The sequence below is a fragment of the Nocardiopsis eucommiae genome (assembly GCF_965344335.1).
Taxonomy (GTDB): domain Bacteria; phylum Actinomycetota; class Actinomycetes; order Streptosporangiales; family Streptosporangiaceae; genus Nocardiopsis; species Nocardiopsis eucommiae.
In genome coordinates, this window is sequence record NZ_CBDRIY010000037.1 from 38,696 (window position 1) to 63,716 (window position 25,021).

Here is a 25,021-nt window from a genome sequence, read left to right on the forward strand (position 1 = left end):
TGTGCGGCCCTGGTGTTCAACCACGGTCCGCAAAGCCCCGCGTCTGGTGACGATCCCGGTGTGGGGCGCGCTGCGCGACCTCGTCGGCCGCAGACCGGTGATCGCCGTGGTCGCGGTGGTGTTCGTCCGGAAGACTCGGGGCTCCGACCTCGCCTCCGCGCCCCGGGGGTGGTACCCCGGCCCGGCCGCCCCCTGACCGCCCGAGCCCCGGATCGAGACAGACCCAGCAGTACCGGGCCGCTCGACCGGGGGCCTGGAGCCCAATGGCGCTGGACGGTCCTCCGAAAGCGTGCGAGGGTCCCCGATGCTAGCGTTCGATCCCCTGGTTCCTTCCGCCGTTCCCTCCGGGCAGGGCGCGTGGTCCCGCGGAAGCGAGTCTTCTGAGGTTGCTGGTCCGGGAGGCCTTCGACTGCCCGGACGGGCCGGGCCGCAACAGACCCTGCGCCTTCTCGTCGATCGTGTCCAACTCACGGAAGAGCTTCCGCTTCTCCCGCGCGTCGAACTTGTCACTCCTGGTGATCGTGTTCCTGATCCTCTCCTGGGTGTTCTCGAAATGGAGCGCTTCCTGTGCGCTGAACGGAGTACTCCTCTCCGTGTTCAGCCTCTCGAGCGCACCCATCCCCCGGCTCGGGGTGTTCGATATTCCACCGCGTTGGAAGAAGACGGTGTTGACCTTCCCCAGTTCTCCCGAATCGATGGCTCTGGCGGCACGTTCCACGCCCGCGTAGCACTCGCTGTGGATCTCCGGATCGACGTAGCGGCCGACGCCGTACTTGGCCACCGCCTTGACATACCTGTGGAGACCTCCCTGGAGGCTCAGGGCGTCGTTCACTCCCATGAGGGCGGCGTTGTTCGACTCGTAGCCGCGTTCCCTGAACCGTTGCACGATGTTCTCGAACTCGTCGGGGCTGCGGAGGGCGGACTCGATGAACACGTCCCCGCGACGGTCCGGGTGGCTCGCGTAGTCCTGGGCCCTGTTCCACCAGGAGAGGCCGTCGTCCCAGAGAAGGGCTCCGGACTCCTCCGGCGACCTCCTTCGCAGTTCCGTGTACTGCGGGTGGTGGGGGTTGAAGTCGTCCATGTTGATGTGGACCGCACCGCCACGCTTGTCGAGTGCGTTTCGGACGATTTCGGTGATACCGCTCTTGCCGGACCCGGTCGCCCCACCGATGATCACGAGACTCGGATTCTCCTGTTTGACACCTCCATCGAGGTGCTGGGGAGCGATCTCCTCCAGGAAGATCTGCTCGTTCTGCTTCGGGGAAAGGCGTACATTCTCGTATTCCTGGGGGGTGAGGTTCATCGCGCCTGTCAGATCGTTCCGTTCTTGATGATCGAAAGGCTTTCGATTCTCAAGTCGTCGGCAGTCCCCGCATCCGCGATGCGCAGGTCCCTGAGGCTCTCCGAAAGTCTTGCCTGGCGCTCGGAGACCAGATCGATCCTCTTCTGGTCGGGAGCATCCTTCGACCGTTCCTCATGCTTCATCTTCGAGAGGACTCCGATCGCGTCCCTGATGAGGTCGGCGAGGATGTCGTAATCGACCACCTCCTCCTCACTCCACTGGGATTCGGGAAGGCCGGAAAGCAGGGGGTTGTCTTCCTCAGGTCTCATCGTGGCATCCCATCCGTTCTCGTGTCCCGCCTCGTCACGCCTGCTAAGCATCGTCTTTTCCGATGCCGTGCAAGTCACGAGTGATCGACGCATGATAACAGTGGGATGCTGGAATCAGCGCACGAGTTCGCGCACACAATCTTCGTGTCCGAATGAGTTATGGGCATGATTCACGTTTCCCTCTGTCCTGGTGACCGAGGTTCTCCGCGACCTAGTCGTCGCGGCCCGGTTCCCGGCCGTCGTCGTCCGGGTGGTCGCCGTCGTGGTCCTGGTCGGGGTCGTGCATGCCCTCGCCACCGGGCGTCGGCTCGTCCTGCGGTTCGGCGTCGCTCGGCGCGGCCCCCTCGGACCGCTCGACCTCGTCGGGCAGCGGGCCCCCGGGGTCGCCCCAGCAGTGCACGTTCCTCAGGTCCGGCATCTTGGCCAGGTTGAACTGCGGGTCCAGCCCGTTGCGGAGCTGGCGGCTGTAGTCGCCCAGCAGGCGGAAGGCGACCGTCGACAGCGGCGCGATGGCCAGCAGGTTGACGGTGGCCATGACCCCCATGGCGATGTCCGCGAGGTTCCACACCAGGGTCAGCGGGGCGACGCAGCCGATGAAGATGGAGGCCAGGACGGCGGCTCGGAAGTAGGTCAGGTGTCGGTCGTCGGCGTCCAGGAACTGGAGGTTGGACTCACCGTAGTAGTAGTTGCCCAGCAGCGAGGTCCAGGCGAGCAGGAACAGGATGACGGTGAGGGCGTGGATCGCCCAGCTGCCGAGGGAGCTCTGGAGTGCCATCTGCGCGACCACGATCGGTTCCTGACCGGGGGCGAACTCGGTGCTGAACAGGAGCACGATGAACGCCGTCACCGAGCAGACCAGCCAGGTGTCGAAGTACACGCCCAGGGTCTGCACCAGCCCCTGCTTCGCCGGGTGGGAGACCGAGGCGGTGGCACCCGCGTTGGGCGCCGAGCCCAGACCGGCCTCGTTGGAGAACATGCCGCGCCGCATCCCCCACAGGATCGCGGTGCCCACACCGCCCGCGGCGACCTCGCGCAGGCCGAAGGCGTGGGCGAAGATGCTGCCGAACACCCCGGGGACGGCCTCGATGTTGACGATGACCACGGCGACACCGAGGAGGACGTAGAGGATCGCCATCAGGGGGACGAGGCCCTGGGCGACGCTGGCGATGCGCCGCACCCCGCCGAAGATGACGGCGCCGGTCAGCGCGGCCAGACCGAGACCGATCACCGCGTCGAACCAGAACCCGGTGGGGACGCCGAACTCCTCGACCGAGGTGCCGATCGCACCCGTGATGCCGTTGGCCTGCACCGAGTTGAACACCAGGCTGAAGGTGATGGTGATGATGACCGCGAAGAGGACGCCCATCCAGCGGCGTTCGAGTCCGTAGAGCATGTAGTAGGCCGGACCGCCACGGAACCCGGTGCTGGTCCGCACCTTGTACAGCTGGGCGAGGGTGGACTCCACGAACGACGCGGCACCCAGGACACCGGCCATCAACCACATCCAGAACACCGCGCCGGGACCGCCCAGCATGATCGCCAGCGTCACGCCGACGATGTTGCCGGTCCCCACCCGCGAGGCCGCCGAGAGGGCGAAGGCCTGGAACGCCGAGATCTCCCTGCCGCCGTCGGGGGCCGTCCCCGGGCTGCTGCGCATGACCCGGAACATCTCCGGCAGGAGACGGATCTGGACGAACCCCGACCGCACGGTGAAGTAGAGGGCCAGGATGACCAGCAGCGGAATGAGGAAGAAGGTCCAGAAGAAGTCGTTGAGGGCGACCAGAGCGTTGTTGAGGACGGTCACTCGTTCCCCTTCGAGCGGTGTGCGGCCCCGCGTTCGATATCGGGGTTTTCCGACCAACTGTCCACTTGGGCGGGGGTTTCGGCCGCCGGGGACACGCGAAGGGGCGGTAAAGGACCGTAAACGATGCCGAGGCGGGCCCGACCTGTGGTCGGACCCGCCTCGGGTGCTTCAGTGCTCTGCCCTAGTGCTGCGGAGCGGAGTCGTAGCGGTCGTTGCGACGCGGGCCGCCACGGTACCCCCCACGGGAGTCCCCGCCACGGTAGCCGCCACCGCCGCGACGGTCGCCGCCACGATAGCCGCCACCCTCGCCACGGCGCTCGCCGCCACGGTAGCCGCCGCCATCGCCGCCGCGGTAACCACCGTCACCTCGGTAGCCGCCCTCGCCACGGGAGTCGCGGTCGCGGTAGCCACCGCCGCCCTCGCCACGGTCGTTGCGACGCTCGCCGCCACGGTAGCCGCCCTCGCCGCGGGACTCGCCGCCACGGTAGCCACCGCCGCCGCGGTAACCGCCGCCGCCACCACCGCGGTAGCCGCCACCGCCGCCGCCACGGTAGCCACCGCGACGGGGGCCGCCACGGCCGCGACGCTCGCGGACGGGCTCCGGCGGCTCGATCCACGGCTCCCAGCTGGGCTCCTTGGCGCCGGTGACCTCGGAGAGCAGCTCGTCACCGGGGTTGACCAGGTGCTGCTTGGCGTCGACGCCGGCGTCGCTGAGCAGACGTCGGGCCAGGCGGCGCTGGTTGGGAGCGACCAGGGAGACCACGGCGCCCGAGGAACCGGCCCGGGCGGTACGGCCGCCACGGTGCAGGTAGTCCTTGTGACCGGTGGGCAGGTCGATGTTGACGACCAGGTCGATGCCGTCGACGTGGATGCCGCGAGCGGCGACGTCGGTGGCGACCAGGGCCTGGATCTTGCCCTCACGGAACTTGGCCAGGGTGCGCGTGCGCACGCTCTGGGTCTTGCCCCCGTGCAGGGAGGCGCAGGGCACACCGGCCTCGATCAGCTGCTCGCTGATGGTGTCGGCGCGGTACTTGCTGCGCACGAACAGGATGGTGCGTCCGTCACGCGCGGCGATCTGGGCGACGATCTTGTTCTTGTCGCGGGGCAGCACCTTGAGCAGGTGGTGCTCCATGGTGGTGACCTGGGAGACCGGCGGGTCCACGGAGTGGGTCTGCGGGTCCTTCATGTAGCGGCGGACCAGCTTGTCCACGTCACCGTCGAGGGTGGCGGAGAAGAGCAGGGTCTGACCGTCGGGGCGCACCTGGTCGAGAAGCTCGCTGACCTGCGGCATGAAACCCATGTCGCACATCTGGTCGGCCTCGTCCAGCACCGAGATCTCGACGTCGCCCAGGTCGCAGGCGCCCTGGTCGATGAGGTCGGTGAGACGGCCCGGGGTGGCGACCAGCAGGTCGACACCGCGCCGGAGCTCGTTGATCTGTCGGGTGTAGGAGCTGCCGCCGACGACGTCGCCGACCTTGACGCCCAGGACGCGGGCGTAGATGCGCAGCGCGTCGCGCACCTGGTGCGCGAGCTCGCGGGTGGGGACCAGGATCAGGGCCCGGGGGCGGTTGGCGGCGGCGCGGCGCTCGGCGCAGCGCATCAGGACCGGCAGGCCGAAGGCCAGGGTCTTGCCCGATCCGGTGCGCCCGCACCCGAGGACGTCACGGCCCTCGATGGCGTCGGGAATGGTCGCGGCCTGGATCGGGAACGGGTTGGTCACACCGTTCTTGGCCAGCTCGTCGACGATGTCCTTGGGAAGCCCCAGGCTGTCGAAAGCGGGCATTACGGCAGTGTCCGTCGTCAAGTGACGTGTACCTTCCTCATCGTTTGGCGGCGTTTCGAGGAAGGCTCCACACGGTCACAGCGGACCCAGCGAAGAAATCACACAAACGCGCCTGATCACACGCGGAAGCGGCCTCAGCTGAGTGGGCTCGTGTGCTCTTCGGGTCAAGAGTGACGTCGACCGGTGTCGACACGCTCTCCGCGTCTTGGCGGCCCGGCGCGCTCGGATGCGCGCGGCATTCATCGACCGCTTGCAGCAGCGTACTAGAGATCGTTCGGAAGCGGGGACGGGATGGGGGTTTTTCACCGGTGATACCGGTCTCCCCCCTCCCGTCCCCCGTGTGCGGTCAGGCTCCCGCCGTCATGGCTCTGGCCAGGGCGGTGAGGCGTCCCACCTGTGCGCGGCGCTCGGCCGCGCACTGCTCTTCGAGCGTGTTGTCCCCGGCCTGCTGGAGGAGGGCCTTGGTCGCGACGGCGGCCTCGGGATTGGTGGCCAGAAGAGCGGCGACGGCGTCGTCCACCGCGCCGTCGAGCTCGTCGACGCCGACCACCAGCGTCGCCAGGCCGAGCTCGCGGGCCTCCTCGGCGCCGACCTTGCGGGCGGTCAGGCAGATCTCGGTGGCGCGGTGCACGCCCACGATGTCCACCAGGGGCTTGGTGCCGGTGAGGTCCGGCACCAGCCCCAGGGCGGGCTCCTTCATACAGAATCGGGCGTCGTCGGCGAGGATGCGCAGATCACAGGAGAGCGCGAGCTGGAAGCCGGCCCCGATGGCGTGGCCGCGCACCGCCGCGATAGTCACCAGGTCCGGCCGGCGCAGCCAGAGGAACCCCTGCTGGAGCTCGGAGATGTAGGCGTCCAGGTCGGCCTCGTCGGCGGAGCCGTCCGCGAGCCCGGCGACGATCGAACGCTCCCCGTCGACCCCCTCGGGGGTGAACATGTTGAGGTCGATCCCCGCGGAGAAGATGTCACCCTCCCCGGCGATGACGACAATTCGGACATCGTCCGGGAGCGCCTGGCCGATGTGGGCCAGGGTGGTCCAGGTGCGTCCGGTCATCGCGTTGCGGCGCTCCGGGCGGCTGATGGTGACGCGGGCGACCGCGCCGTCCACCGTGAGCCCCAGTCCGGCCCGGGCCAGCTCCTCGCCGGTGGGCAGTTCCTGTCTCCCGGACTCCCGCGGGTCCTGTGCCATGGGTTCCTCCGTCGCGTCGGTTGGCTACCCACCGACCCTACTCGCCGGTAACCCCGGGCTCGCCGCCGGGATCAGGCCTTGCGTGTCGCCCCACCGCGCCCCCGCAGCTCCACTCCGGCCTCGCTCAGCAGCCGGTGCACGAATCCGTAGGAGCGACCGGTCGCGGCCGCCAGACTGCGGATGCTCTCACCCTCGTCGTAACGGTGCCTGAGCTGTGCGGCCAACTCGGAACGGTCCGCTCCCGACACTCGGGTGCCCTTCCTCAACGCGTCACTCACAGATCTCTTCCCTTCCACGGTGGTGGGGTCTCCCACCGTCCGGAACCACTGCCATGATCGGACACCCCGTCCACACGCCGCCACATTCGCCCGGCGCCACGCCGGTTGGACCGGGTTTCGGAAGACCGCTAACCAGGCCCGAAATGGGACCGGGTGAACCTCCCGGTGCTCTGGGCGTCACTGCCGACCCCACACGCTCCGACGGCCACCGCCCCCGGACGCACGGAGGACCCCGGCCCACGAGGGGTCGGGGTCCTCCGTGCGTCCGGGACCGGGCATCAGGCCAGTGCGATGAGGTCCTCGAACTCGGCGTTCCACACGTCCTCGACGCCGTCGGGCAGCATGATGACGCGCTCGGGCTGGAGTGCGGCGACCGCGCCCTCGTCGTGTGTCACCAGGACGATCGCGCCCTTGTAGTTGCGCAGCGCCGCCAGGATCTCCTCCCGGCTGGCCGGGTCCAGGTTGTTCGTGGGCTCGTCGAGCAGGAGCACGTTGGCGCTGGAGACCACCAGGGTGGCCAGGGCCAACCGGGTCTTCTCACCACCGGAGAGCACTCCGGCGGGCTTGCTCACGTCGTCGCCGGTGAACAGGAACGACCCCAGGGTCTTGCGCGCCTCGACCTCGGGCAGGTCCGGGGCCGCGCTCATCATGTTCTCCAGCACGCTCCGGTCCACGTCCAGGGTCTCGTGCTCCTGCGCGTAGTAGCCGAGCTTGAGCCCGTGCCCCGGGACGACCTCACCGGTGTCCGGTTCCTCGACGCCGCCGAGCAGGCGCAGCAGGGTCGTCTTTCCCGCGCCGTTCAGGCCCAGGATGACCACGCGGCTGCCCCGGTCGATGGCCAGGTCCACACCGGCGAAGATCTCCAGCGAACCGTAGGACTTGGACAGCCCCTCGGCCATCAGTGGCGTGCGACCGCTGGGTGCCGGGTCCGGGAAGCGCAGCTTGGCGACCTTGTCGGACTGACGCACCCCCGCGACCCCGTCCAGCAGCTTGTCGGCGCGGTTGAGCATCTGCTGCGCGGCACGCGCCTTGGAGGCCTTGGCCCGGAACCGGTCCGCCTGCTTGCGCAGCGTGTCGGCCTGCTTCTCCGCGTTGGCCAGCTCCCGGCGGCGACGGCGCTCGTCGGCCTCGCGCTGGGAGAGGTACAGCTTCCAGCCCATGTTGTAGATGTCGATGGTGCTGCGGTTGGCGTCCAGGTAGAACACCTTGTTGACCACGTGCTCGACCAGTTCCACGTCGTGGCTGATCACGATGAGCCCGCCCTGGTGGTGCTTGAGGAAGTCACGCAGCCAGACGATGGAGTCGGCGTCGAGGTGGTTGGTGGGCTCGTCCAGCAGAAGGGTGTCCGCACCGCTGAACAGGATGCGGGCCAGCTCGATCCGGCGGCGCTGACCACCGGAGAGCGTGTGCAGCGGCTGGGACAGGACCTTGTCCGGCAGACCCAGGCTGGAGGCGATCGCGGCGGCCTCGGACTCGGCGGCGTACCCGCCCAGCACGTGGAGGCGCTCCTCCCAGCGGGCGTACTGGCGCACGCCCTTGTTGCGGGTCTTCTCGTGGTCGCTGGCCATCTTCTTCTCGGCCTCGCGCAGACCGTTCAGGGCCTCGTCGATCCCGCGCGCGGACAGCACCCGGTCCTTGGCGATCACGTCGAGGTCGCCGGTGCGCGGGTCCTGGGGAAGGTACCCGATGCTGCCGGAGCTGGTGACCGTGCCGCCGGTGGGCAGCCCCTCCCCCGCGAGCACCTTGGTCATGGTGGTCTTGCCCGCACCGTTGCGGCCCACCAGTCCGATCCGGTCCCCCGCGGCGACACGGAAGGTCGTCGGCTCCAGCAGGAGTCGAGGTCCGACGCGCAGTTCGAGGTCGGTGGCGATCAACATGGGTGGGGCATCCTCAAAGGTGGTCTGGCGGGTTCGGGGCGGTCGGGACACGTCTCGCACCGGCCCCGGAGGGGCTGGTTCGGCGGTGGCGCCGCGACGGGGCGGCGGCGGACGTGTCCTCGGGACCGGCCGACCCAGCCTAACGGCATGGGGCGGGGACGGTGCGAGGGATTTCCCCCGGCGCGACCCGGACACGGCCGCGCCCCCGACCCCACAACGGGACCGGGGGCGCGACGCATTCCCGGGGGAGGGGGTCACGGGACCGGATCACTCCCTGTCGGGGGTGTCCTCGCGTGCCGTGGTCTCCGGCACCGGGGCGACGACCACGACCGCCGCCTCCTTCTCCGGTGGAGCCTCCGAGGTGCGTTCCGCGACCTCCGCGGGCTCGGTGTCCTCCTGCTGCGCGGGCGGACGGTTGCGGAGCAGGGCGGCGAGCACGGCGGCGACCGGGGTCGCCAGGAACATGCCCGGGATACTGCCCAGGATGCCGCCCGCCGTGATGGCGATCAGGACGATGGGAGAGGGGAGCTCCAGGGCCTGGCCGTAGATGCGGGGGGCGAAGATGCTGCTCTCCGCCTGCTGGACCACGACGACCGCCACCACGATGATCAGGGCGATCACCCAGCCCTCCGCGACCAGGGCCACCAGAGCGGCCAGGAGGCCGGTGAGGAAGGCGCCGATGACCGGCAGGAACGCGCCCACGAAGGTCAGGACGATCAACGGGATGGCGAGGTTCACGTCCAGGAAGATGAGCAGGACGATGCCGATGCCCACCGCGTCGATGAAACCGACCATCGCCACACCGCGCACGTAGCGGCCCATCACGCCGTAGGCCACACCGCTCGCGTGGCGCAGGCCCGGGCGGGACTTCGGCGGGAGCAGCGTGACGAACCAGTCGATCAGCTTGTCCCCGGAGTGCACGAAGTACACGGTGAGGGCGATGATCAGCACCAGGCTGATCAGGATCTGGAGGACGGCCGCGCCAGCGGTCCAGGCGCCGTTGACCAGCTCCTGGGTGTTGTCGGTGATCATCCCCTGGATCTGGTCCCAGGCGTTGGTGAACGCGTTGGTGATGAAGGCCGGGTCCGCCTCCAGGCCGAAGGGGAGCTCGATCTGGAGTTCCTGGAGCCCCGTGAGGGCGCTGGAGACGCTGGCGATCATCCCGTCGAAGCCCTGTATGGCCGGCTGGATGATCATCGTGATCACGCCGCCGAGGACGACCAGCGCGGTGAGGACGGCGATGGCGGTGGAGGAACCACGCCCCAGGCCCTTGTTCCGCAGCCACTTGGCCAGCGGCATGAGAAGCGCGGTGACGAACACCGCGATGACGATCGGGAGGGTGACGACGGACAGGTAGATGACGGCGTAGACGAGCAGGCCCGCCACGACGCCGATGATGAGCATCCGCCAGGCGACGTCGCTGACCACCCTGAGCAGGTCGCCCGCGCCCACGTCCTCGGGCTCGGGGGCGGCTTCCTCTACCACCTCGGGTTCGGCCTCGGCGGCCTTCTCCCGCTCCTCCAGTTGGGCGAGACGCTCGGCTCGGGCTCTGCGGGCGACGAGCCACTTGTTCAGGAGCGCCCACACTCCCGGCCGCTGGGCTTGCACATGGACTCCGATCTATGGATTGCTGCGCGTTGACCGCTCCGAAGGCGACGGTCACGTGACGACACTGTTCCGGGGGATGTGGGAGGAGATGTCAGGGAGATGCACCGGCGGGCGTTCTGGTTCCACCGGACGTCGGGGAAGGTCGGCCGATCGCGCGGAACCGTCCGGCCCCTTCTCGGGGTCGAACGGTTCCGGTGGGGCCGGTCGTCTCAGAACTGCCAGGGCTCACGGGGGTGGCCGACGCGCACGATCTCGTTGCCGAACGGGGCCAGGGCCACCGGGATCATCTTGAGCGAGGCCCACGCCATCGGGATGCCGATGATCGTGATGGCCAGGGCGAGCGCCGTGGTGATGTGGCCGATGGTCAGCCACCAACCGGCGACGATCAGCCAGATGACGTTCATGACGGTGGTACCGCCGCCGGCGCCCGGCCTGCGCACGAGGTCGCGACCGAAGGGCCAGATGGCGTAGCTGGCCATGCGGAAGGACGCGATACCGAAGGGGATCGTGACGATGAGGAGGCAGCAGATGAGGCCGGCGATGACATAGCCGACTGCCAGCCAGAATCCGGCGACGAAGAGCCAGATGATGTTCAGGATGAGCCTCAAGAGGGCCACGGTGTTCGTCTCCTTGGTTCGGTCCCGTGCTTGTTCGGTCCCGTGAGCGGGTGGTGCGCGTGACCTCCGGAACGGACGGAGAACGAGCGCACCCTGTTTTCTATCGTCTGGGACGCGGACGCACCATGACCTGTTCCTCCCTCTTTCCCTGATCCTTCCCCTAAGGGGCGTCCTGGACCGGAGGGATCCGGAACCGGGTGGGCGGGGCGACACGGCCGCCGGGGCGCCGGAGGCGCCACGGGCGGGAGGGGGTACGGCGAGACGGTGCGCCGCGAGGCGCCACGCGATACACCGACCCTACTGGCAAGGCGGTTCGGACTCCGGAGCCCGTCGCGCTGTGTGAGGACATACGGTCACACCCAATCTCGCGAGCACGGGCGGACCACAATGTGATGGGCGCATCAGGAGGACCCCCTAGGCAGGAGGGACATCGCCCCATACGATGTGCTGTGTCCTTCGCAAGACGGTAGTTCTGGCGATGTGCGACAAAATCTGACAGACAACCAGAGACCGGACGTCAGGCATCAGGTTTCGGTAACGGTTGGATGAGCAATTTCCCCACCCCCCGTGCAGGATCGGGAGCGGGGATGGCATGATTACGTACCGGCACAGACGGAGACTGTCACCGCCTCCGCGGCCGTTCGCGTGAGAGCACCCCTTCATCGACAGGCATCGCCTTCGTGACGGCGCTTCTCGTGGTCTCAGCCACACCGGGGAACAACGTCAACACCGCTCGACGTTTGCGTCGTGCGGGGTGCCTCACGCCGCATGACCAACTTTTGGTGACTGAAGCTTTTTCAGACAGCTTACTAGTGATTTCAGTAGAGGTGGTTCAAGCATGTCTCAGGTACGTCGGCAGGCCGCGCTGCGCCCCCGCCCGAGCTGGGGGTGGCAGGATGCCGCCGCGTGCCGGGGCGAGGACCTTGTGCTCTTCTTCGGCCCCGATGGCGAACGCCAGCCGGAGCGGGAGATTCGCGAGCGCAAGGCCAAGGAGATCTGTGCGGCCTGCCCGGTGCGGACCGACTGCCTGGACTATGCGATCTCGCGTCCGGAGAAGTACGGCACCTGGGGCGGACTGAACGAGGACGAGCGCGCCTCCGAGCGCCGTCGCCGCATGCGCCGCGCCAACGCCGCCTAGAGCTTCCCGCCGCGCGGATCTCTCCCGCTGGCCCCGGCCCCGATAACCCGCGGCGCCCCGACGTGACACGTCGAGGGCGCCGCGGGTTTTCTCGTTTCCGCGTTCCTCCGGTGCCGACGCCGTCGGCACCCGGACACACGCCCCGAACCCCGTCCGGGCCCGTGGCCGGTGCGGGTCCTCACCCCGGCCCGCGTGCGAGGTTCCGGTCGAACCAGTCCGACGCCTCCACCGCCACCTGACGCCATCCGAGGTCACCCCTCAACAGCTGTTCGGCCCCGGACACCACCCTCAGCTCGGAACGCCCGGCCAACCGGCCCCGGGTCCACTCGCCCAACTCACGCACGAACGAGTCCCCGCTCTCCAACAGGAACAGCGTCGGCGCCAGCACCGACGCCAGGTGGGGTTCCGCGCGGTCGACGCGTCCGCCGTGCACCACCACCGCGCCCACGTCCTCCGGCCGGCGCGCGGCCGTCACCAGGGCGGCCGGGGCCGCGGGCCCCGATCCGAGCAGACCCACGGGTTCGCTGGCCGCGTCGGTGGCGCGCCGAAGCCAGGAGACGGCCGCGCTCAGCCTCTCCCCGAGCACCGCGGTGTCGGCCTCCTCGCCGCCCTCCGCGCCGTCGGCGGCCCGTTCCCCCTCGGTGAGCAGGTCAAGGAGCAGGGTCGCGTACCCCGCGCGACGCAGTGACGCGGCGGTCGCCCGCCACCCGGGGTCGGCCCGCCCCTCCCCGAAGGCCATCACCACCGCGCCACGCAGCGCCGTGGGCATCGTGAGGTCACCGTCCAGGTGGACCTGGTCCGCGCGGATCCGCACTCCCCGGGAGACGTCGGGCCCCCGAGAGAGGCGTTCGCGTTCGGAGAGGATCCCGATGACCGTGTCGTCGGACAGCTGGTCGAAGTCCCGGTACCACTCCCCCACGGCCTGGAAGTTCTCCGGCGCGGTCAGCACCACCACGTCGTCGGCCTCCTCCTGGAGCGCCTCCAACGCCTCCGGCGCCGCGACCGGCACGGCCAGGACCAACCGCGACGGACCCGCCTGGCGCAGCATGCGCAGTGCCGCGCGGGCGGTGCCGCCGGTGGCGACCCCGTCGTCCACCACCACGCAGTCGCGACCCGCGATCCTCGGTGCCGGGCGCTCCCCCCGGTAGGCGCGGCGCCGACGGTCGAGTTCGTCCCGCTCGGTGGCCACGGTGTCGGACAGCGCCTGGCGGGGCACCCGCATCCGGGCCAGGGCGCGGTCGTCGTAGATGACCTGCCCGTCCTCGGCGATGGCGCCCACCCCGGTCTCGGGATGCCCGGGCAGGCCGATCTTGCGGACCATGAGCACGTCGAAGTCGGCGCCCAGGCGTTCCGCGAGTTCCGCGCCGACCGGGACCCCGCCGCGGGGCAGGGCCAGCACGATCGGGTCGTCGACGGCGTAGGGACGCACCCTCTCCGCGAGGTGTCGTCCGGCTTCGGAACGGTTGGTGAAGGGCAGTGAGACGGGTACCGGGTTCATGTCCTCACCGGCGCCAGGGCCGCGGAGCCCGGCGCCGCTCCTTCCGGCAGTGTGGAGTGGGCCGCGGGAAAAGTGCTACCGGCATACCCCTCCTCATACGGGTCACAACCCCGCGTCGGGGCAAAAACCACCCCTGCCCGGAGTCCGGGGGGTCAGCGACCCCGGGTCCCACCGCGCAGCACCGCCATCAGCAGGGCGTCGTGGCGGCGCCCCTCCCAGAGGAGGGCGTCACGGAGCCGCCCCTCCACGTAGAAGCCGCAGGAACGGTAGACGGCGATGGCGCGCATGTTGAAGGCGTAGACGTACAACCAGACCCGGTGCAGACCGATCTGCTCGAACGCGTACTCCAGGACCAGTTGGGTGGCCTCCCGTCCCAGCCCCTGCCCGGTGAACTCGATCGCGGACAGGGCGATGCGGTACCCGGCGGTCTCGTTCTCCGGCGAGACCCCGTAGATGGACAGCTCACCCAGGTACCGGCCGTCCCGGGGCGCGATGATGGCCAGGTCCAGCCGGTCGGTGCGGCCCGCGCGACTCTCGCACCAGTCGCGCGCCTGTTGGTAGGTGATGTGGCCGTGGGATCCGGTGAGACGTCTGACCTCCTCGTCGAGGCCCGCCGCGAAGTAGGCGTCCGTGTGCTCGGGTCCCAGGGGAACCAGTCGTACGCTCTTCCCGGTCAGCGTGGGCGTTTCTCGCAGCGCGCTCGTTCTGATCATCTGATCTTCCGGTTCCGACCGGGGCCGTCAGGGCACGGCGCGTCCCGGTGTGAGGGAGTCGGCGGGCAGGGGGCGCCTACGCGGGAGCGGGCCGCGGGGGCGGGCCGGTGTCAGGGGCCTCTGATGGGAGAACGGGGGTGGGGGTGGGACCTCCGGGGTTCCACGTCGACGGGGACGGACCCCCTATGTAAATCGGCTCCGGGTCCCATGGCAAGCCCGGCCCTGGACCCCGAGAAAATGTCTGTGTCCCGGACCGCGCGCCGGATACCATCCGCACGCACCGAATCGACTCCTGGAGCCCTCCTTGAACGCGCAGACCGACACGTCCACCGGACCCCCGCCCGAGGCCAGACGCGCCCGGGTCGCGGTGTCCACCCTGTTCTTCGTGAACGGGTTCACGTACACGAACGCCGTGCCGTGGCTGCCGGTGATCAAGGTCCACCTGGGGTTGACCAACGCGGAGCTGGGGCTGGCGATCGCGGCGATGCCGTTCGGGGCGATCCTGACCGGGATGCTCGCGGGACCGCTGATCCACTGGTTCGGCAGCGGGCGGACCGCCGTGGGAACGAGTCTGCTCTCCCTGGGAGCGCTTCCCTTCATCGCCCTCGCGCAGAACTGGTGGATGCTCGCCGCCGCGCTCTTCGTCATGGGCTCCGCCGACGCCTGGACCGACTCGGCCCAGAACTCCCACGGTCTGCGCGTGCAACGCCGCTACCGGCGGAGCATCATCAACACCTTCCACGCGGTGTGGAGCCTGGCGGCGGTCTCCGGCGGTCTCCTCGGCGCCGCCATGGCCGGTTCCGGCGTGCCGATCCTCTGGCACCTGTCCGGGGTGACGGCGGTGCTGGTGGTGGTCAACCTCGCGATCAGCCGCATGCTGCTGCCCGGTCCCGAGAACACCGAGCGCGAGGACGGGGTCAACGGCCACGACGGCAGCCGGGCCCGTATCCCCGCCAAGGGCCTCCTCCTGTTGGGGATGCTGGGCGTGCTGCTCATGATGGCCGGTGGCATCGAGGACTCCGCCGCCTCGTGGGGCGCGGTGTACATGAGCACCGAACTGGGCGCGCCGCTGTTCCTGGCCGCCATGCCGTTCGTGGCCTGTCAGGCGATGATGACGGTGGGGCGCCTGCTGGGCGACCGGGTGACCGACCGGTTCGGCGCGGTGGCGGTGGGGCACGCCTGCGGTCTGCTGGCCGCCGGAGGGCTGGCCTTCGCTCTGCTCCTGCCGCACCCGGTGACCACGGTCATCGGCTTCGGTGTGATGGGGCTGGGCGTGTCCACCCTGTTCCCGCTGACGCTGGCCGCCGCCGGGAACATCCCCGGGGTCCGTACCGGCGACGGGGTGACGGTGGTGGGTTGGCTGGGCCGTGCCGGGTTCCTGGCCTTCCCTCCCCTGGTGGGCTTCCTCGCCGACTCGCTCACGCTCGGCAGTGCCCTCTGGGCGATCGCGGCGGCGGGGGTGGCGGCCTTCCTGCTCGCCTCCGCGCTGCGTCCACGGTCCTGAGTCACACGGGAGGGCCCCGTCCACCGGATTCCTCCGGCGGGCGGGGCCCTCCCCACGTCAGCCCCGCGAGAACGCGGGAGTGGACGCGGTGTTACTCAGCCATGCCCGGACGGCGGCTGCCGACCCACAGGGCCAGAGCACCGATACCGGCCACGACGGCGCCGCCGAGCACGAAGCCCGACATGTCGACGCCCGTGGCGGCGAGCTCGCCGCCACCGGTGGTGTCACCGGCGGCCGGCGCCGGAGCGCTCGGGGCCTTGGCCCCGGGCGAGTCGTCGCCGGGGGGCGGGCTGTTGTCACCCGGGTCGGTACCACCGTCCGGGTTCTCCGGCGGGTCCGTCGGGTCCGGGGGATCCGTCGGGTCCGGGTCCGGAGGGTCGGTCGGGTCCGGGTCCGGGGGGTCCGTCGGGTCCGGGTCCGGAGGATCGGTGGGGTCCGGGTCCGGGGGGTCCGTCGGGTCCGGGTCCGGGCCCGGCGTCTCGCCGTCACCCGGGTCCGGCGGGTCGACCGGGTCGGGCGGGTCGATCGGGTCCGGGGGATCGATCGGGTCCGGACCCGGCGTCTCGCCGTCACCCGGGTCGGGCAGGATCGGCAGGTCGATGAGCACCGGAGGTGCGGCGACCTCCTCGAACGCCTGCTCCACGACGGGGGTCGCCTCGAACAGGGGGGCAGGCTCCTGGACCGCCGCGGGGGCGGCCTCAGGGGCGACATCGGGGACGGTCTCTTCCGCGGTCTCGGCCGCGAAGGCCGGAGTCACCGAGAAGCCGGCCATGAACAGGCTGGCCGCCGTGACGGTGAATACCCGCTTCTTAAGGGACATCCCACTCCTTTCTTTCGCTTGCTAGTGAACTATTCAGGGGAGATGGCATACAGGCGGCCCTCGTGGACCACCACCGCGCGGTCGCCGAGAAGGCCGCGCGGAGTCTGTGCGTCCTCGTGAACCTCGGTGGGCGTGCCGGTGGCGTCCATGGCCACCCGGCTCCCCTCCAGTTCTCCGAAGACCTGTTCACCGACCGTGATCTCGGGTGCGAAGCCCGGCACGACGGTCGTCTCACCGGTGGCGGGGGAGAACAGCACCGGACCGTAGGCGACCAGTTCGGTGCCGATCGGCCCGGAGAGGTGGCTGACCCCCTCCAGGGCGTCCTCCGCGATCTCCGCCGCGCCGAGCACGGCGCCGTCCTCGCGGTCGTGGAAGGCCAGGATCGAGCCGTCGCCGCCCTGCGCCTCCCAGCGCACGATGACGTACTCGCGCAGGGCGGTGACGACGTTCTCCATGTCACCGGCCCCGTGGGGGCTCTCCGCCCGGACCTCCTCGTCATCCTCGCCGGGCTGCACCCACTGCCAGGGACCGTTGAGCACGGCCGTCAGGGCGCGGCCGTTCGTCGCGAGCATCGGTTCCGAGCTGCCCGGGGCCTCGAACTCCACCAGCTCGCCGTCGATGGGCAGGTACGAGGCGTCCTCGGTGCGTACCAGGACGGAGTCGCCCGCGTACCGGGCGGAGCCGGACTCGGGGAGCGCGACACTGACGGCGCCCTCACCCGAGACGGGCCAGAACCACAGGGTGTCGGCGGTCTCCATCACGATGGCGTCCTCGCCGCCGTACTCGACGAAGCGGGGGGCGCCGAGGCCCGCGCCCGCCTCGAAGGGCAGGTCCACCGACCATTCGCGGGTGCCCTCGGGTCCGAGGAGGTTGAGCTGTTCCCCCGGGTCGATGTAGGCCAGGGAGGCACCGTCACGGCTGATGCCGGGCTGGGTCTCCGGGGCCAGTTCCTCACTGAAGTCGACCGTGCCCGCGTAACCCGGCGGGGGCGGGAACTCCAGGGGGACTCCCGTGGGGTCGGGCTCCTCGTCCTCGGCGGAGGGCGCGGAACCGCCCAGCATGACGTTGGTGACGACCACACCGCCGCCCAGGACGAGCAGCAGGGCGAGCACGACCGCTCCCCCGATGAGGACCTTGCGGCCCGCGCCGCCCCTGCCCTCCGCCGGGGGTGACGAGTCCTGGTCCGAGGCCGGTCCGGCGGCGGCCCCGCCGGGCGCGGACTGCTGGGACCGGTCCGAGAGCGCCTGGTCCGCCGCCTGCACGACGCCCGAGGGGGTCGCGACCAGGCGCCAGTATCCGTTGGCGTCGCGCGCGTCGACCAGCACCGGCTGCCCGATGTGGGCGGCGTAGCCGGTGGCGACGTCCAGCGCCGCGCGTCGCGTCTCCTTGGGGGCCAGCCCGGTGACCACCTGGCGCTGCCCTTCGATGACGATCTCCGCGCTGCGCTCGTCGGGCGCGATGACGATGACGGCGGTGGGCCGGGGGTGCTCCGGACGGGACGCCCGACTCATGGTGTCTCCGAAGGCATGGGGAACGTGAACCTGTTCGTGTACGGGAGCAGGGGGACGATCAGCGATGACGGTCGGTGGCGGCGTGACGGAGTCCGCCAACGGGGGTCGAACGGCACACGAGTAGTCAATGCTGCACGTGATGATACTGACCGTCTCAGAGGATGTTCACTCCGTTTCGCCATCAAGGAACCGGACACCTGCCCCGTCCCACCCCCGCGTGCTGGCCACCCGACACCACTGACCTGCTGCGACTCGCGCAGGAGGGTGTGGGGGCACGCCTGGGCAACCTACTCACGCTGGAGAGGACACCCCAAATGGCGATCAGGTTCACGCCGAAATTGGCCGGATCCGGCCATGGGGTGGGCGGTTGCCCACGCGCCCGCCGCTCACACGGGAGTCCCGGGCCCACGGGCGGCGGGTGCGCCGACCCTCGCGAGCTCCAGGGCCCGTCGCCCTCCGCTCGCCCAGGGGTTGGGCCAGTAGCGCAGCTCGACGTGCGCCTCCTCCCCCGGGCGCAGGTCGACCTCCAGCGGCGCCGAGCGTTGCAGGGAGATGAGCGCGCGGACCCGGTGCCGCCCCGGGGGCAGGACGACCGTCGCCCGCTGACCCGCCGACAGGCTCAGGACGTTCTCGCCGTCCACCTGAAGCCGGGGGTTCAGCCTGTTCAGTCCGCCCGGGCGCTGTGAGGGGACACCCAGGTGCAGGACCGACCAGCCCGGAGAAGGAACCACGTGCGCGCCCCAGCCGACGATCATCGGCCCCGGCCGGGGCGGGGGGCGCCCGGCCTCCCGTAGTTGGCAGACGATCGCCAGGACGTACAGGGGGACGGTGAACACGAGGAGGAAACCCACCCCCCAGGAGCCGCGCCAGACGAGGGTGATCACGGTGACCGCCAGGAGCAGAGCGCACAGGAGGTGCGCCACGATCCCGAACAGGAACCGGTGCAGGCCTCCAGCGGCGCGCCGCTCCCGCTCGTCCTCGGCGGGCGAGATCAGGAACGCCATCCGCACCAGGTACACGCTCAGGGCGCCGAGGACGTACCCGACGATGAGCACGAGGGGGAACGGAGGACCCCAGAATCCCAGGTAGAGGGCCAGGACCAGGGAGAGGAGGGTGACCACGAGGAACACGGCGGAGAGTCTCATCGGCCCTCTCCCAGCAGTCGGTGAGTCAGAGAAACGGTCGGTGTCGACGAGGACCTCACGCGGATCCCCCCTCCTTCACACGTTCGGCGCGTTCCCGCGAGAACGCGCGTGTGCTGAGGACCGCGAAGCCGAGGGCGCCCAGCGGGAACAGGCCGAGGGGCCACAGAGACGAGGCGCCGTCCGGGTGGATCAGGTTGGTCACCGTCGGCAGCGCCGCGACCAGAACCATGGGCCAGGCCACCCAGACGAAGGCGGCACCACCGTCGGCGCGGGGCTCCTCGGTACCGGCGGTCCGAGCTGGCAGGGCGCGGGCGACTCCCAGGAGGATCTGCGTGACCAGCACGGCCACCAGCACGCACAGAACGAGGGAGAAGGAGGGTCCGCCCTGTTTCAGGGCCGTGCTGGTGAGGAGCAAGTGCAGCGTGATGCTCACCAGGGCCGTGGTCAGGGCGGCCGTGCCGAAGCTCCGCGCGGGACGCGTCGCGTACCCTCGGGGCCCGTCGGGACCCGAGCGCCGACGGGCCCGATGGGAGAGGAAGACCAGGACCAACGCCGTCAGGGGCAGCAGGAGGAGCGGCCACAGCCACGGGAGGAGACCCGGTTCGGAGGACACCAGAACCAGGGGACCCAGGGCGAACGGCCACGGTATCCAGACGAGGGCCGCGTGCCGCCCCGGTCCCTCCGGGGGTGCGCCGGAGCGCTGGGGCAGGGCCGCGAAGAGCACCACGCACAGGACGACGAGGACCAGGGCGCACAGGGAGAACGGGGATCCCGTACGAAGCGGATGGTCCACGGTGAGACAAGACCACAGGACGTAGCCGAGCGAGGCGGCCATGATCGAGCCGACCAGCAGGCGTGTGGACGCGTGGTTCGGGGGCCCGGAGGGGGAGGGCACTGGGGGCCTTTCGGGGGGAGGTCCAGGCTCGGGGCGGCGGGTTCGCGGCCTCCCGCTGGACGCGGTACGAAAATACCGAGGATCCCGGCTGGACGATCATGCTGGCCGCTTGTGGTCAGCGACCGTTGAGGGTGTCGATGACCGCCTGCTCGCGCCGCTGGGCGAGCCGGTCGGCCCTCTCGAAGTGACGGTTGGCGAGCTCCGCTCGGGCGGCGGCGGTGCGCACCGTGGGCCACAGGGCGTCGATCTCGGAATTGAGCGAGGACCCGACCAGTACGGCGATCGCCATGACGTACAGCCACGCCAGGATCGCGATGGGAGCGGACAGCGAACCGTAGATGCTCACCTGCCCGAAGGAGGCGTCCAGGTAGGCGCGCAGGCCCGCCGACCCGGCCAGGAGCACGAGGGTGGCCAGGAGCGCCCCGGGCAGGTGCCGCCAGAGCGGCGTGCGCACGGGCACGCTCAGCGCGTAGAGCAGCGTCACCGCGGCGGTGACGAGCAGACCCACGAGCGGCCAGTAGAACAGGTTGAGGCGGCCCACGGTGAGCGGCAGGAGCTCGTGGACGATGTCGGGCCCGGCCACCATCACCGGCAGCACCAGGACCGCGAACAGCAGCCCGCCCAGGTAGGCGAAGAAGGCGAGCACCCGCTGCCACAGCCAGCCGCGCAGCTCGTCCAGACCGTAGGAGATGGTGATGGAGCGGATGAAGACGTTCATCGCCCGCGAACCCGACCACAGGGACACCACGAAGGTCACCGAGAGGACCCCGCCCGGAACGCCACCGAGGAAGTCGTCGACCAGCGGCTCCACCACGCTCTCGACGGTGGCGGGGGTGAGGATGCGCGCCGCCAGGTCCAGCATCCACTCGCGGATCTCCACCACGAGGTCCTCCCCGAACACCATGGCCAGCGGACCCAGGGCGCCCAGGAGGCAGAGCAGCAGCGCGGGGAGGGAGATCAGGGCGAAGAAGGCCGACTCGGCGGCCAGGCCGACCACCCGGTCACGGGAGAGGGCACGGATGGTGCGCAGCACGAGCAGCGTGCCGCTGTGGAAGACGGGATGGCGTCGCAGCCAGGCGTCGGCCATGCGCCACAGGCCCTCCCAGAATCCCACCACAGGGAGAACGTTAGCGCTCCTCGGAGCGGTCGGCACCACGCGGGCATGACGTGACTCACATTCGGGCTCCTGGGGCACACCTGGACAAGCGCCGGACGCCCGTGTCATTCTCGAAACATGAACGCTGTCCTCGACCCCATGCTCCGCGTGCGCCGCCACGTGGACTTCCTTCGGGTCAGCAGCGCCATCTGTTGCAGCGTCGGATAACTCTCGCCGCCTTTTGACGCACCCTCAGGGGTGCGCGCGGCCCCGGCGCTCCTCCTCTTCCTCGAACTCCCACACGGACTTCACCCGTGACACCGTCCACGACGACGTGCGGTGTCCACGGGCCAGTGGTGCGGGCGCCGGGACCGTGAGCACCCCGCGACCCCAACGGAGACACCCGCGATGCCTCCCTCTTCCGCGCAGCCCGGCAAGGCACCCACGTCAGCCCCGCCCAAGCGCCGCCGTGGTGAGGGCCAGTGGGCCCTCGGCTACCGCGAACCGCTGAACAAGAACGAGGAGAACAAGAAGAACGACGACGGGCTCAACGTCCGCGATCGGATCATCAACGTCTACGCGAAGGGCGGGTTCGACTCGATCGACCCCGCCGACCTGCGCGGGCGCTTCCGCTGGTTCGGCCTCTACACCCAGCGCGCCCCCGGCATCGACGGCGGCAAGACCGCCGTGCTGGAGCCCGAGGAACTCGACGACCGCTTCTTCATGCTGCGGGTGCGCATCGACGGCGGCCAGCTGTCGGCGGCCCAGCTGCGGGCGGTCGCGGAGATCTCCCGTGACTACGGACGCGACACCGCCGACATCACCGACCGGCAGAACGTCCAGTACCACTGGATCCGGGTCGAGGACGTCCCCGCGATCTGGGAGAAGCTGGAGTCGGTGGGGCTGTCCACCACGGAGGCCTGCGGGGACACCCCGCGCGTGATCCTGGGCTGCCCCCTGGCCGGGGTGGCCGAGGACGAGGTCCTGGATCCCACCGAGCAGATCGAGCAGATCTACGCCGAGCACATCGGGAGCCCGCTCTACTCGAACCTCCCCCGCAAGTTCAAGTCGTCGCTGTCCGGGTGCACCGTGCACTGCGTGAACCACGAGATCAACGACGTGGCCTTCGTGGGCGTGCGCGACGCGTCGGGCGAGGCCGGGTACGACCTGTTCGTCGGCGGCGGGCTGTCCACCAACCCGATGTTCGCCCAGCGGCTCGGCACCTTCGTGCGACCGGACCAGGTGAGCGAGGTTTGGGCCGGGGTCTGCGCGATCTTCCGCGACTACGGCTTCCGCCGCCTGCGCACCCGCGCCCGGATCAAGTTCCTCATCAAGGAGTGGGGCGCGGAGAGGTTCCGCGAGGTCCTGGAGCAGGAGTACCTCGGCTACGCGCTCCCCGACGGCCCGGAGCCCGAGCTGGACCCGGGGGTGCGCCGCGACCACGTGGGCGTGCACCGCCAGCGTGACGGCCGGTTCTACGTGGGCTTCGCGCCCAAGGTGGGCCGGGTCTCGGGCACCTCGCTGCTGCGGGTCGCGGAGATCGCGGAGGAGCACGGGTCGGACCGCGTCCGCACCACCGCCGACCAGAAGCTGGTCATCCTCGACATCGAGGAGGAGCGGGTCCCGTCGATCACGGCCGCGTTGGAGTCCGAGGGCTTCCAGGTCAACCCGAGCGTGTTCCGCCGCCAGACCATGGCCTGCACCGGCATCGAGTTCTGCAAGCTGGCGATCGTGGAGACCAAGGACCGCGCCGCGACCCTCATCGACGAACTGGAGAAGCGGCTCCCGGACTTCGAGGAGCCGGTGACCATCAACGTCAACGGCTGCCCGAACTCCTGCGCGCGCATCCAGGTCGCCGACATCGGTCTCAAGGGCCAGCTGGTCATGAACGACCGGGGCGAGCAGGTGGAGGGCTACCAGATCCACCTGGGCGGCGGCATGGGACTGACCCAGGCCTTCGGCAAGAAGATCCGCGGGCTGAAGACCACCGCCGACGACCTCCCCGACTACGTCGAGCGGGTGCTCCGGCGTTTCCGGGAGCAGCGCGGGGACGGCGAGAACTTCGCCGCCTGGGCGGGCCGCGCCGACGACGCGGACCTGAAGTGACGACCTGACCCCGGGTCCGGGCGGTGCTCGCCCGGGCCCGCCCGGCCCCCTGCCCCGGGCCGGGTCCACTGGAAGGAAGAGGTGTGCCGTGTCCGAAAGGGCCGCGCCTTACTACTGCCCCTACTGCGGCGACGAGGACCTGATGCCCGAGGAGGGCGCCGCCGTCAGGGGTGAGGGCTACCCCTGGGCCTGCCTGTCCTGCGCCCGGGTGTTCCGGGTCAAGTACGTGGGCCTGCGCTCCGCCTCGTTCTCCGCGGGCGGGGCCCCCTCCAGACCGACGGAAGGCAACGAATGAACGCCACCATCGCCACGACGGGCGGACCGGAGCTGGCCGCGCGTGCCGCGCGTGAGCTGGAGGAGGCCTCGGCCCCGGAGATCATCGCCTGGGCCGCCGAGACCTTCGGCTCCGAACTCTGCATGACCTCCTCCATGGCGGACGCGCTCATGGTGGACCTCGCGTCCAGGGCCGCTCCCGGGATCGACGTGATCTTCCTCGACACGGGTTACCACTTCCCCGAGACCATCGGCACCCGTGACGCCGTGGCCTCCGTCTACGACATCACCCTGATCAACGTGGAACCGTCCCGGACCGTGGCCGAGCAGGACCTGGTCCTGGGCCCCCGGCTGCACGGTCGTGACCCCGGCATCTGCTGCCACCTGCGCAAGGTGGAACCCCTCCAGCGGGCGTTGGAGCCGTACTCGGCGTGGCTGACGGGGCTGCGCCGTGAGGACTCGGTCACCCGCCGGGACACCCCGGTGGTGCAGTGGGACCGGCGTCGACGGATGACCAAGGTCAATCCGATCGCCCGGTGGACCCAGGAGGAGGTGGACGCCTACATGTCCGAGAACGGGGTGATGGTGAACCCGCTCCAGTACGACGGGTACCCCTCGATCGGCTGCGAGCCGTGCACCCGCCGTGTGGAGCCGGGTGAGGACCCCCGGAGCGGGCGTTGGGCCGGAACCGGCAAGACCGAGTGCGGGATCCACGTATGAGCGCTGACGGGGATGCGGGGCCGCGCGCCCCGATCCCGCTGCTGGCGGTGGCGCACGGGAGCCGGGACCCGAGGTCGGCGGCGGCGGTCTCCGCCGTCTTCGACCGGGTCCGCGCCCTGAGGCCGGGGCTGGACGTGCGCCTGGCCTTCCTCGACCACGTGGAACCCGGGGTCGAGGAGGCACTGGACGGCCTCGCCTCCGGCGGCGCCGGTGAGGTCGTGGTCCTGCCCGCGCTGCTGACGGCCGCGTTCCACAGCAAGGTGGACCTGCCGTCGGTCCTCGATCGGGCCCGTGAGCGCGGCCCGTGGCTGCGGATCCACTACTCCGAGACGTTGGGTCCGCATCCGCTGCTGCTGGAGGCGGTGGAGCGGCGCCTGGCGGAGGCCGGTGCGTACGCCGAGCCCGGGACGGCGCTGGTCCTCGCCTCCGCCGGGTCGAGTGACGCGGGGGCCAACGAGGTGATCGGGGCGATGGCCCGCGAGCTGGCCGGACGGGGCCCGTGGACGGAGGTCGTGGCGGCGTACGCCTCGGCGGCCGAGCCGAGCCCGGGCAACGCGGTGCGGGAGCTCCTGGAGCGCGGGCACCGCCGGGTGGCGGTCAGCGGCTACCTGTTGGCGCCCGGGTTCTTCTCCGACCGGGTCCGCGCGCAGTCGACGGCGGCGGGGGCCGCGGTGGTCGCGGACGCCCTCGGGGACGTGCCCGAGCTCGCGCGTGTGGTGCTGGAGCGCTACGACGCCGCGGTCGCGGCCCGGCACGCCCTGGCGTGAGGGTGCGGACGGCGTCGGTGTGAGGGTCGGGCGGCCCGGAGGGCCGCCCAACCCCGGCGCGTCCGGGG

At 70.4% G+C, this 25,021-nt stretch carries 24 protein-coding genes; 8 read left to right on the forward strand and 16 right to left on the reverse strand.

Going from position 1 to position 25,021, the window contains the following annotated elements:
• Positions 1-46: 46 nt before the first annotated feature.
• Entirely contained in the window at positions 47-196 is a 150-nt protein-coding gene (locus tag ACRWK8_RS21115; RefSeq protein WP_378739639.1) for a hypothetical protein, read from the forward strand.
• A 111-nt stretch (positions 197-307) separates the two neighbouring features.
• Here the strand turns inward: ACRWK8_RS21115 and ACRWK8_RS21120 are convergent, their stop codons facing one another.
• The 9 genes from ACRWK8_RS21120 to ACRWK8_RS21160 all read right to left on the reverse strand — a co-directional run bounded on the left by ACRWK8_RS21120 (position 308) and on the right by ACRWK8_RS21160 (position 10,767).
• The gene (locus ACRWK8_RS21120; protein ID WP_431872394.1) at positions 308-1,303 is read right to left on the reverse strand and encodes a zeta toxin family protein; all 996 of its coding nucleotides are present in this window, start codon (positions 1,301-1,303) and stop codon (positions 308-310) included.
• An 8-nt stretch (positions 1,304-1,311) separates the two neighbouring features.
• Positions 1,312-1,704, reverse strand: a complete 393-nt coding sequence (locus ACRWK8_RS21125; RefSeq protein ID WP_378739634.1) for a hypothetical protein — start codon at positions 1,702-1,704, stop codon at positions 1,312-1,314.
• A 118-nt stretch (positions 1,705-1,822) separates the two neighbouring features.
• On the reverse strand, positions 1,823-3,415 hold the full coding sequence (locus ACRWK8_RS21130) for an alanine/glycine:cation symporter family protein (protein WP_378739632.1): 1,593 nt from the start codon (positions 3,413-3,415) through the stop codon (positions 1,823-1,825).
• Between the two features lie 181 nt (positions 3,416-3,596).
• Positions 3,597-5,198 (reverse strand): DEAD/DEAH box helicase, encoded by a 1,602-nt coding sequence (locus tag ACRWK8_RS21135; RefSeq protein ID WP_378739630.1) that lies wholly within the window; start codon positions 5,196-5,198, stop codon positions 3,597-3,599.
• 346 nt (positions 5,199-5,544) lie between these two features.
• Complete coding sequence (locus ACRWK8_RS21140; RefSeq protein ID WP_378739628.1) at positions 5,545-6,387, reverse strand: enoyl-CoA hydratase/isomerase family protein; 843 nt, start codon at positions 6,385-6,387, stop codon at positions 5,545-5,547.
• 71 nt (positions 6,388-6,458) lie between these two features.
• Entirely contained in the window at positions 6,459-6,665 is a 207-nt protein-coding gene (locus ACRWK8_RS21145; protein ID WP_378739626.1) for a helix-turn-helix domain-containing protein, read from the reverse strand.
• A 278-nt stretch (positions 6,666-6,943) separates the two neighbouring features.
• Positions 6,944-8,542 carry an ABC-F family ATP-binding cassette domain-containing protein gene (locus ACRWK8_RS21150; RefSeq protein WP_378739623.1) on the reverse strand — a complete coding sequence of 533 codons (1,599 nt, stop codon included), beginning with the start codon at positions 8,540-8,542 and terminating at the stop codon, positions 6,944-6,946.
• Between the two features lie 267 nt (positions 8,543-8,809).
• Entirely contained in the window at positions 8,810-10,150 is a 1,341-nt protein-coding gene (locus ACRWK8_RS21155) for an AI-2E family transporter (protein WP_378739621.1), read from the reverse strand.
• A 209-nt stretch (positions 10,151-10,359) separates the two neighbouring features.
• Positions 10,360-10,767 carry a YccF domain-containing protein gene (locus ACRWK8_RS21160; protein ID WP_378739619.1) on the reverse strand — a complete coding sequence of 136 codons (408 nt, stop codon included), beginning with the start codon at positions 10,765-10,767 and terminating at the stop codon, positions 10,360-10,362.
• Between the two features lie 838 nt (positions 10,768-11,605).
• On the opposite strand from ACRWK8_RS21160, the gene ACRWK8_RS21165 reads away from it, so the two are divergent.
• Positions 11,606-11,905, forward strand: coding sequence for a WhiB family transcriptional regulator (locus ACRWK8_RS21165; protein WP_017588640.1), 300 nt, complete (start codon positions 11,606-11,608; stop codon positions 11,903-11,905).
• A gap of 178 nt (positions 11,906-12,083) precedes the next feature.
• Here the strand turns inward: ACRWK8_RS21165 and ACRWK8_RS21170 are convergent, their stop codons facing one another.
• Both ACRWK8_RS21170 and ACRWK8_RS21175 read right to left on the reverse strand, forming a co-directional pair.
• Positions 12,084-13,403 (reverse strand): phosphoribosyltransferase family protein, encoded by a 1,320-nt coding sequence (locus tag ACRWK8_RS21170; protein ID WP_378739617.1) that lies wholly within the window; start codon positions 13,401-13,403, stop codon positions 12,084-12,086.
• 152 nt (positions 13,404-13,555) lie between these two features.
• Positions 13,556-14,116 (reverse strand): GNAT family N-acetyltransferase, encoded by a 561-nt coding sequence (locus ACRWK8_RS21175; RefSeq protein WP_352388045.1) that lies wholly within the window; start codon positions 14,114-14,116, stop codon positions 13,556-13,558.
• 304 nt (positions 14,117-14,420) lie between these two features.
• On the opposite strand from ACRWK8_RS21175, the gene ACRWK8_RS21180 reads away from it, so the two are divergent.
• A complete protein-coding gene (locus ACRWK8_RS21180) occupies positions 14,421-15,620 on the forward strand; it encodes an MFS transporter (protein WP_378739615.1) in 1,200 nt (399 codons plus the stop codon).
• Between the two features lie 91 nt (positions 15,621-15,711).
• Here ACRWK8_RS21180 and ACRWK8_RS21185 read toward each other — a convergent pair whose 3' ends face one another.
• From ACRWK8_RS21185 to ACRWK8_RS21205, 5 genes are all read right to left on the reverse strand, one after another.
• A complete protein-coding gene (locus ACRWK8_RS21185; RefSeq protein ID WP_378739613.1) occupies positions 15,712-16,440 on the reverse strand; it encodes a hypothetical protein in 729 nt (242 codons plus the stop codon).
• A gap of 29 nt (positions 16,441-16,469) precedes the next feature.
• Positions 16,470-17,951 (reverse strand): hypothetical protein, encoded by a 1,482-nt coding sequence (locus ACRWK8_RS21190; RefSeq protein ID WP_431872400.1) that lies wholly within the window; start codon positions 17,949-17,951, stop codon positions 16,470-16,472.
• A gap of 386 nt (positions 17,952-18,337) precedes the next feature.
• The gene (locus tag ACRWK8_RS21195; protein ID WP_431872402.1) at positions 18,338-19,096 is read right to left on the reverse strand and encodes a hypothetical protein; all 759 of its coding nucleotides are present in this window, start codon (positions 19,094-19,096) and stop codon (positions 18,338-18,340) included.
• Between the two features lie 55 nt (positions 19,097-19,151).
• Positions 19,152-19,991, reverse strand: coding sequence for a hypothetical protein (locus tag ACRWK8_RS21200; RefSeq protein ID WP_431872404.1), 840 nt, complete (start codon positions 19,989-19,991; stop codon positions 19,152-19,154).
• 115 nt (positions 19,992-20,106) lie between these two features.
• The gene (locus tag ACRWK8_RS21205) at positions 20,107-21,108 is read right to left on the reverse strand and encodes a YihY/virulence factor BrkB family protein (protein WP_378739605.1); all 1,002 of its coding nucleotides are present in this window, start codon (positions 21,106-21,108) and stop codon (positions 20,107-20,109) included.
• Between the two features lie 117 nt (positions 21,109-21,225).
• Here ACRWK8_RS21205 and ACRWK8_RS21210 point away from each other — a divergent pair, with 117 nt between their 5' ends.
• From ACRWK8_RS21210 to ACRWK8_RS21230, 5 genes are all read left to right on the forward strand, one after another.
• Positions 21,226-21,315 (forward strand): putative leader peptide, encoded by a 90-nt coding sequence (locus tag ACRWK8_RS21210; protein ID WP_338042027.1) that lies wholly within the window; start codon positions 21,226-21,228, stop codon positions 21,313-21,315.
• A 180-nt stretch (positions 21,316-21,495) separates the two neighbouring features.
• Positions 21,496-23,193, forward strand: coding sequence for a nitrite/sulfite reductase (locus tag ACRWK8_RS21215; RefSeq protein ID WP_431872407.1), 1,698 nt, complete (start codon positions 21,496-21,498; stop codon positions 23,191-23,193).
• A gap of 88 nt (positions 23,194-23,281) precedes the next feature.
• Positions 23,282-23,488, forward strand: coding sequence for a hypothetical protein (locus tag ACRWK8_RS21220; protein ID WP_378739601.1), 207 nt, complete (start codon positions 23,282-23,284; stop codon positions 23,486-23,488).
• Complete coding sequence (locus ACRWK8_RS21225; RefSeq protein ID WP_378739599.1) at positions 23,485-24,186, forward strand: phosphoadenylyl-sulfate reductase; 702 nt, start codon at positions 23,485-23,487, stop codon at positions 24,184-24,186. Before ACRWK8_RS21220 ends, ACRWK8_RS21225 begins: the two co-directional genes overlap by 4 nt.
• Positions 24,183-24,953, forward strand: coding sequence for a sirohydrochlorin chelatase (locus ACRWK8_RS21230; RefSeq protein ID WP_431872409.1), 771 nt, complete (start codon positions 24,183-24,185; stop codon positions 24,951-24,953). The genes ACRWK8_RS21225 and ACRWK8_RS21230 overlap by 4 nt, the downstream gene beginning before the upstream one ends.
• Positions 24,954-25,021 lie beyond the last annotated feature (68 nt).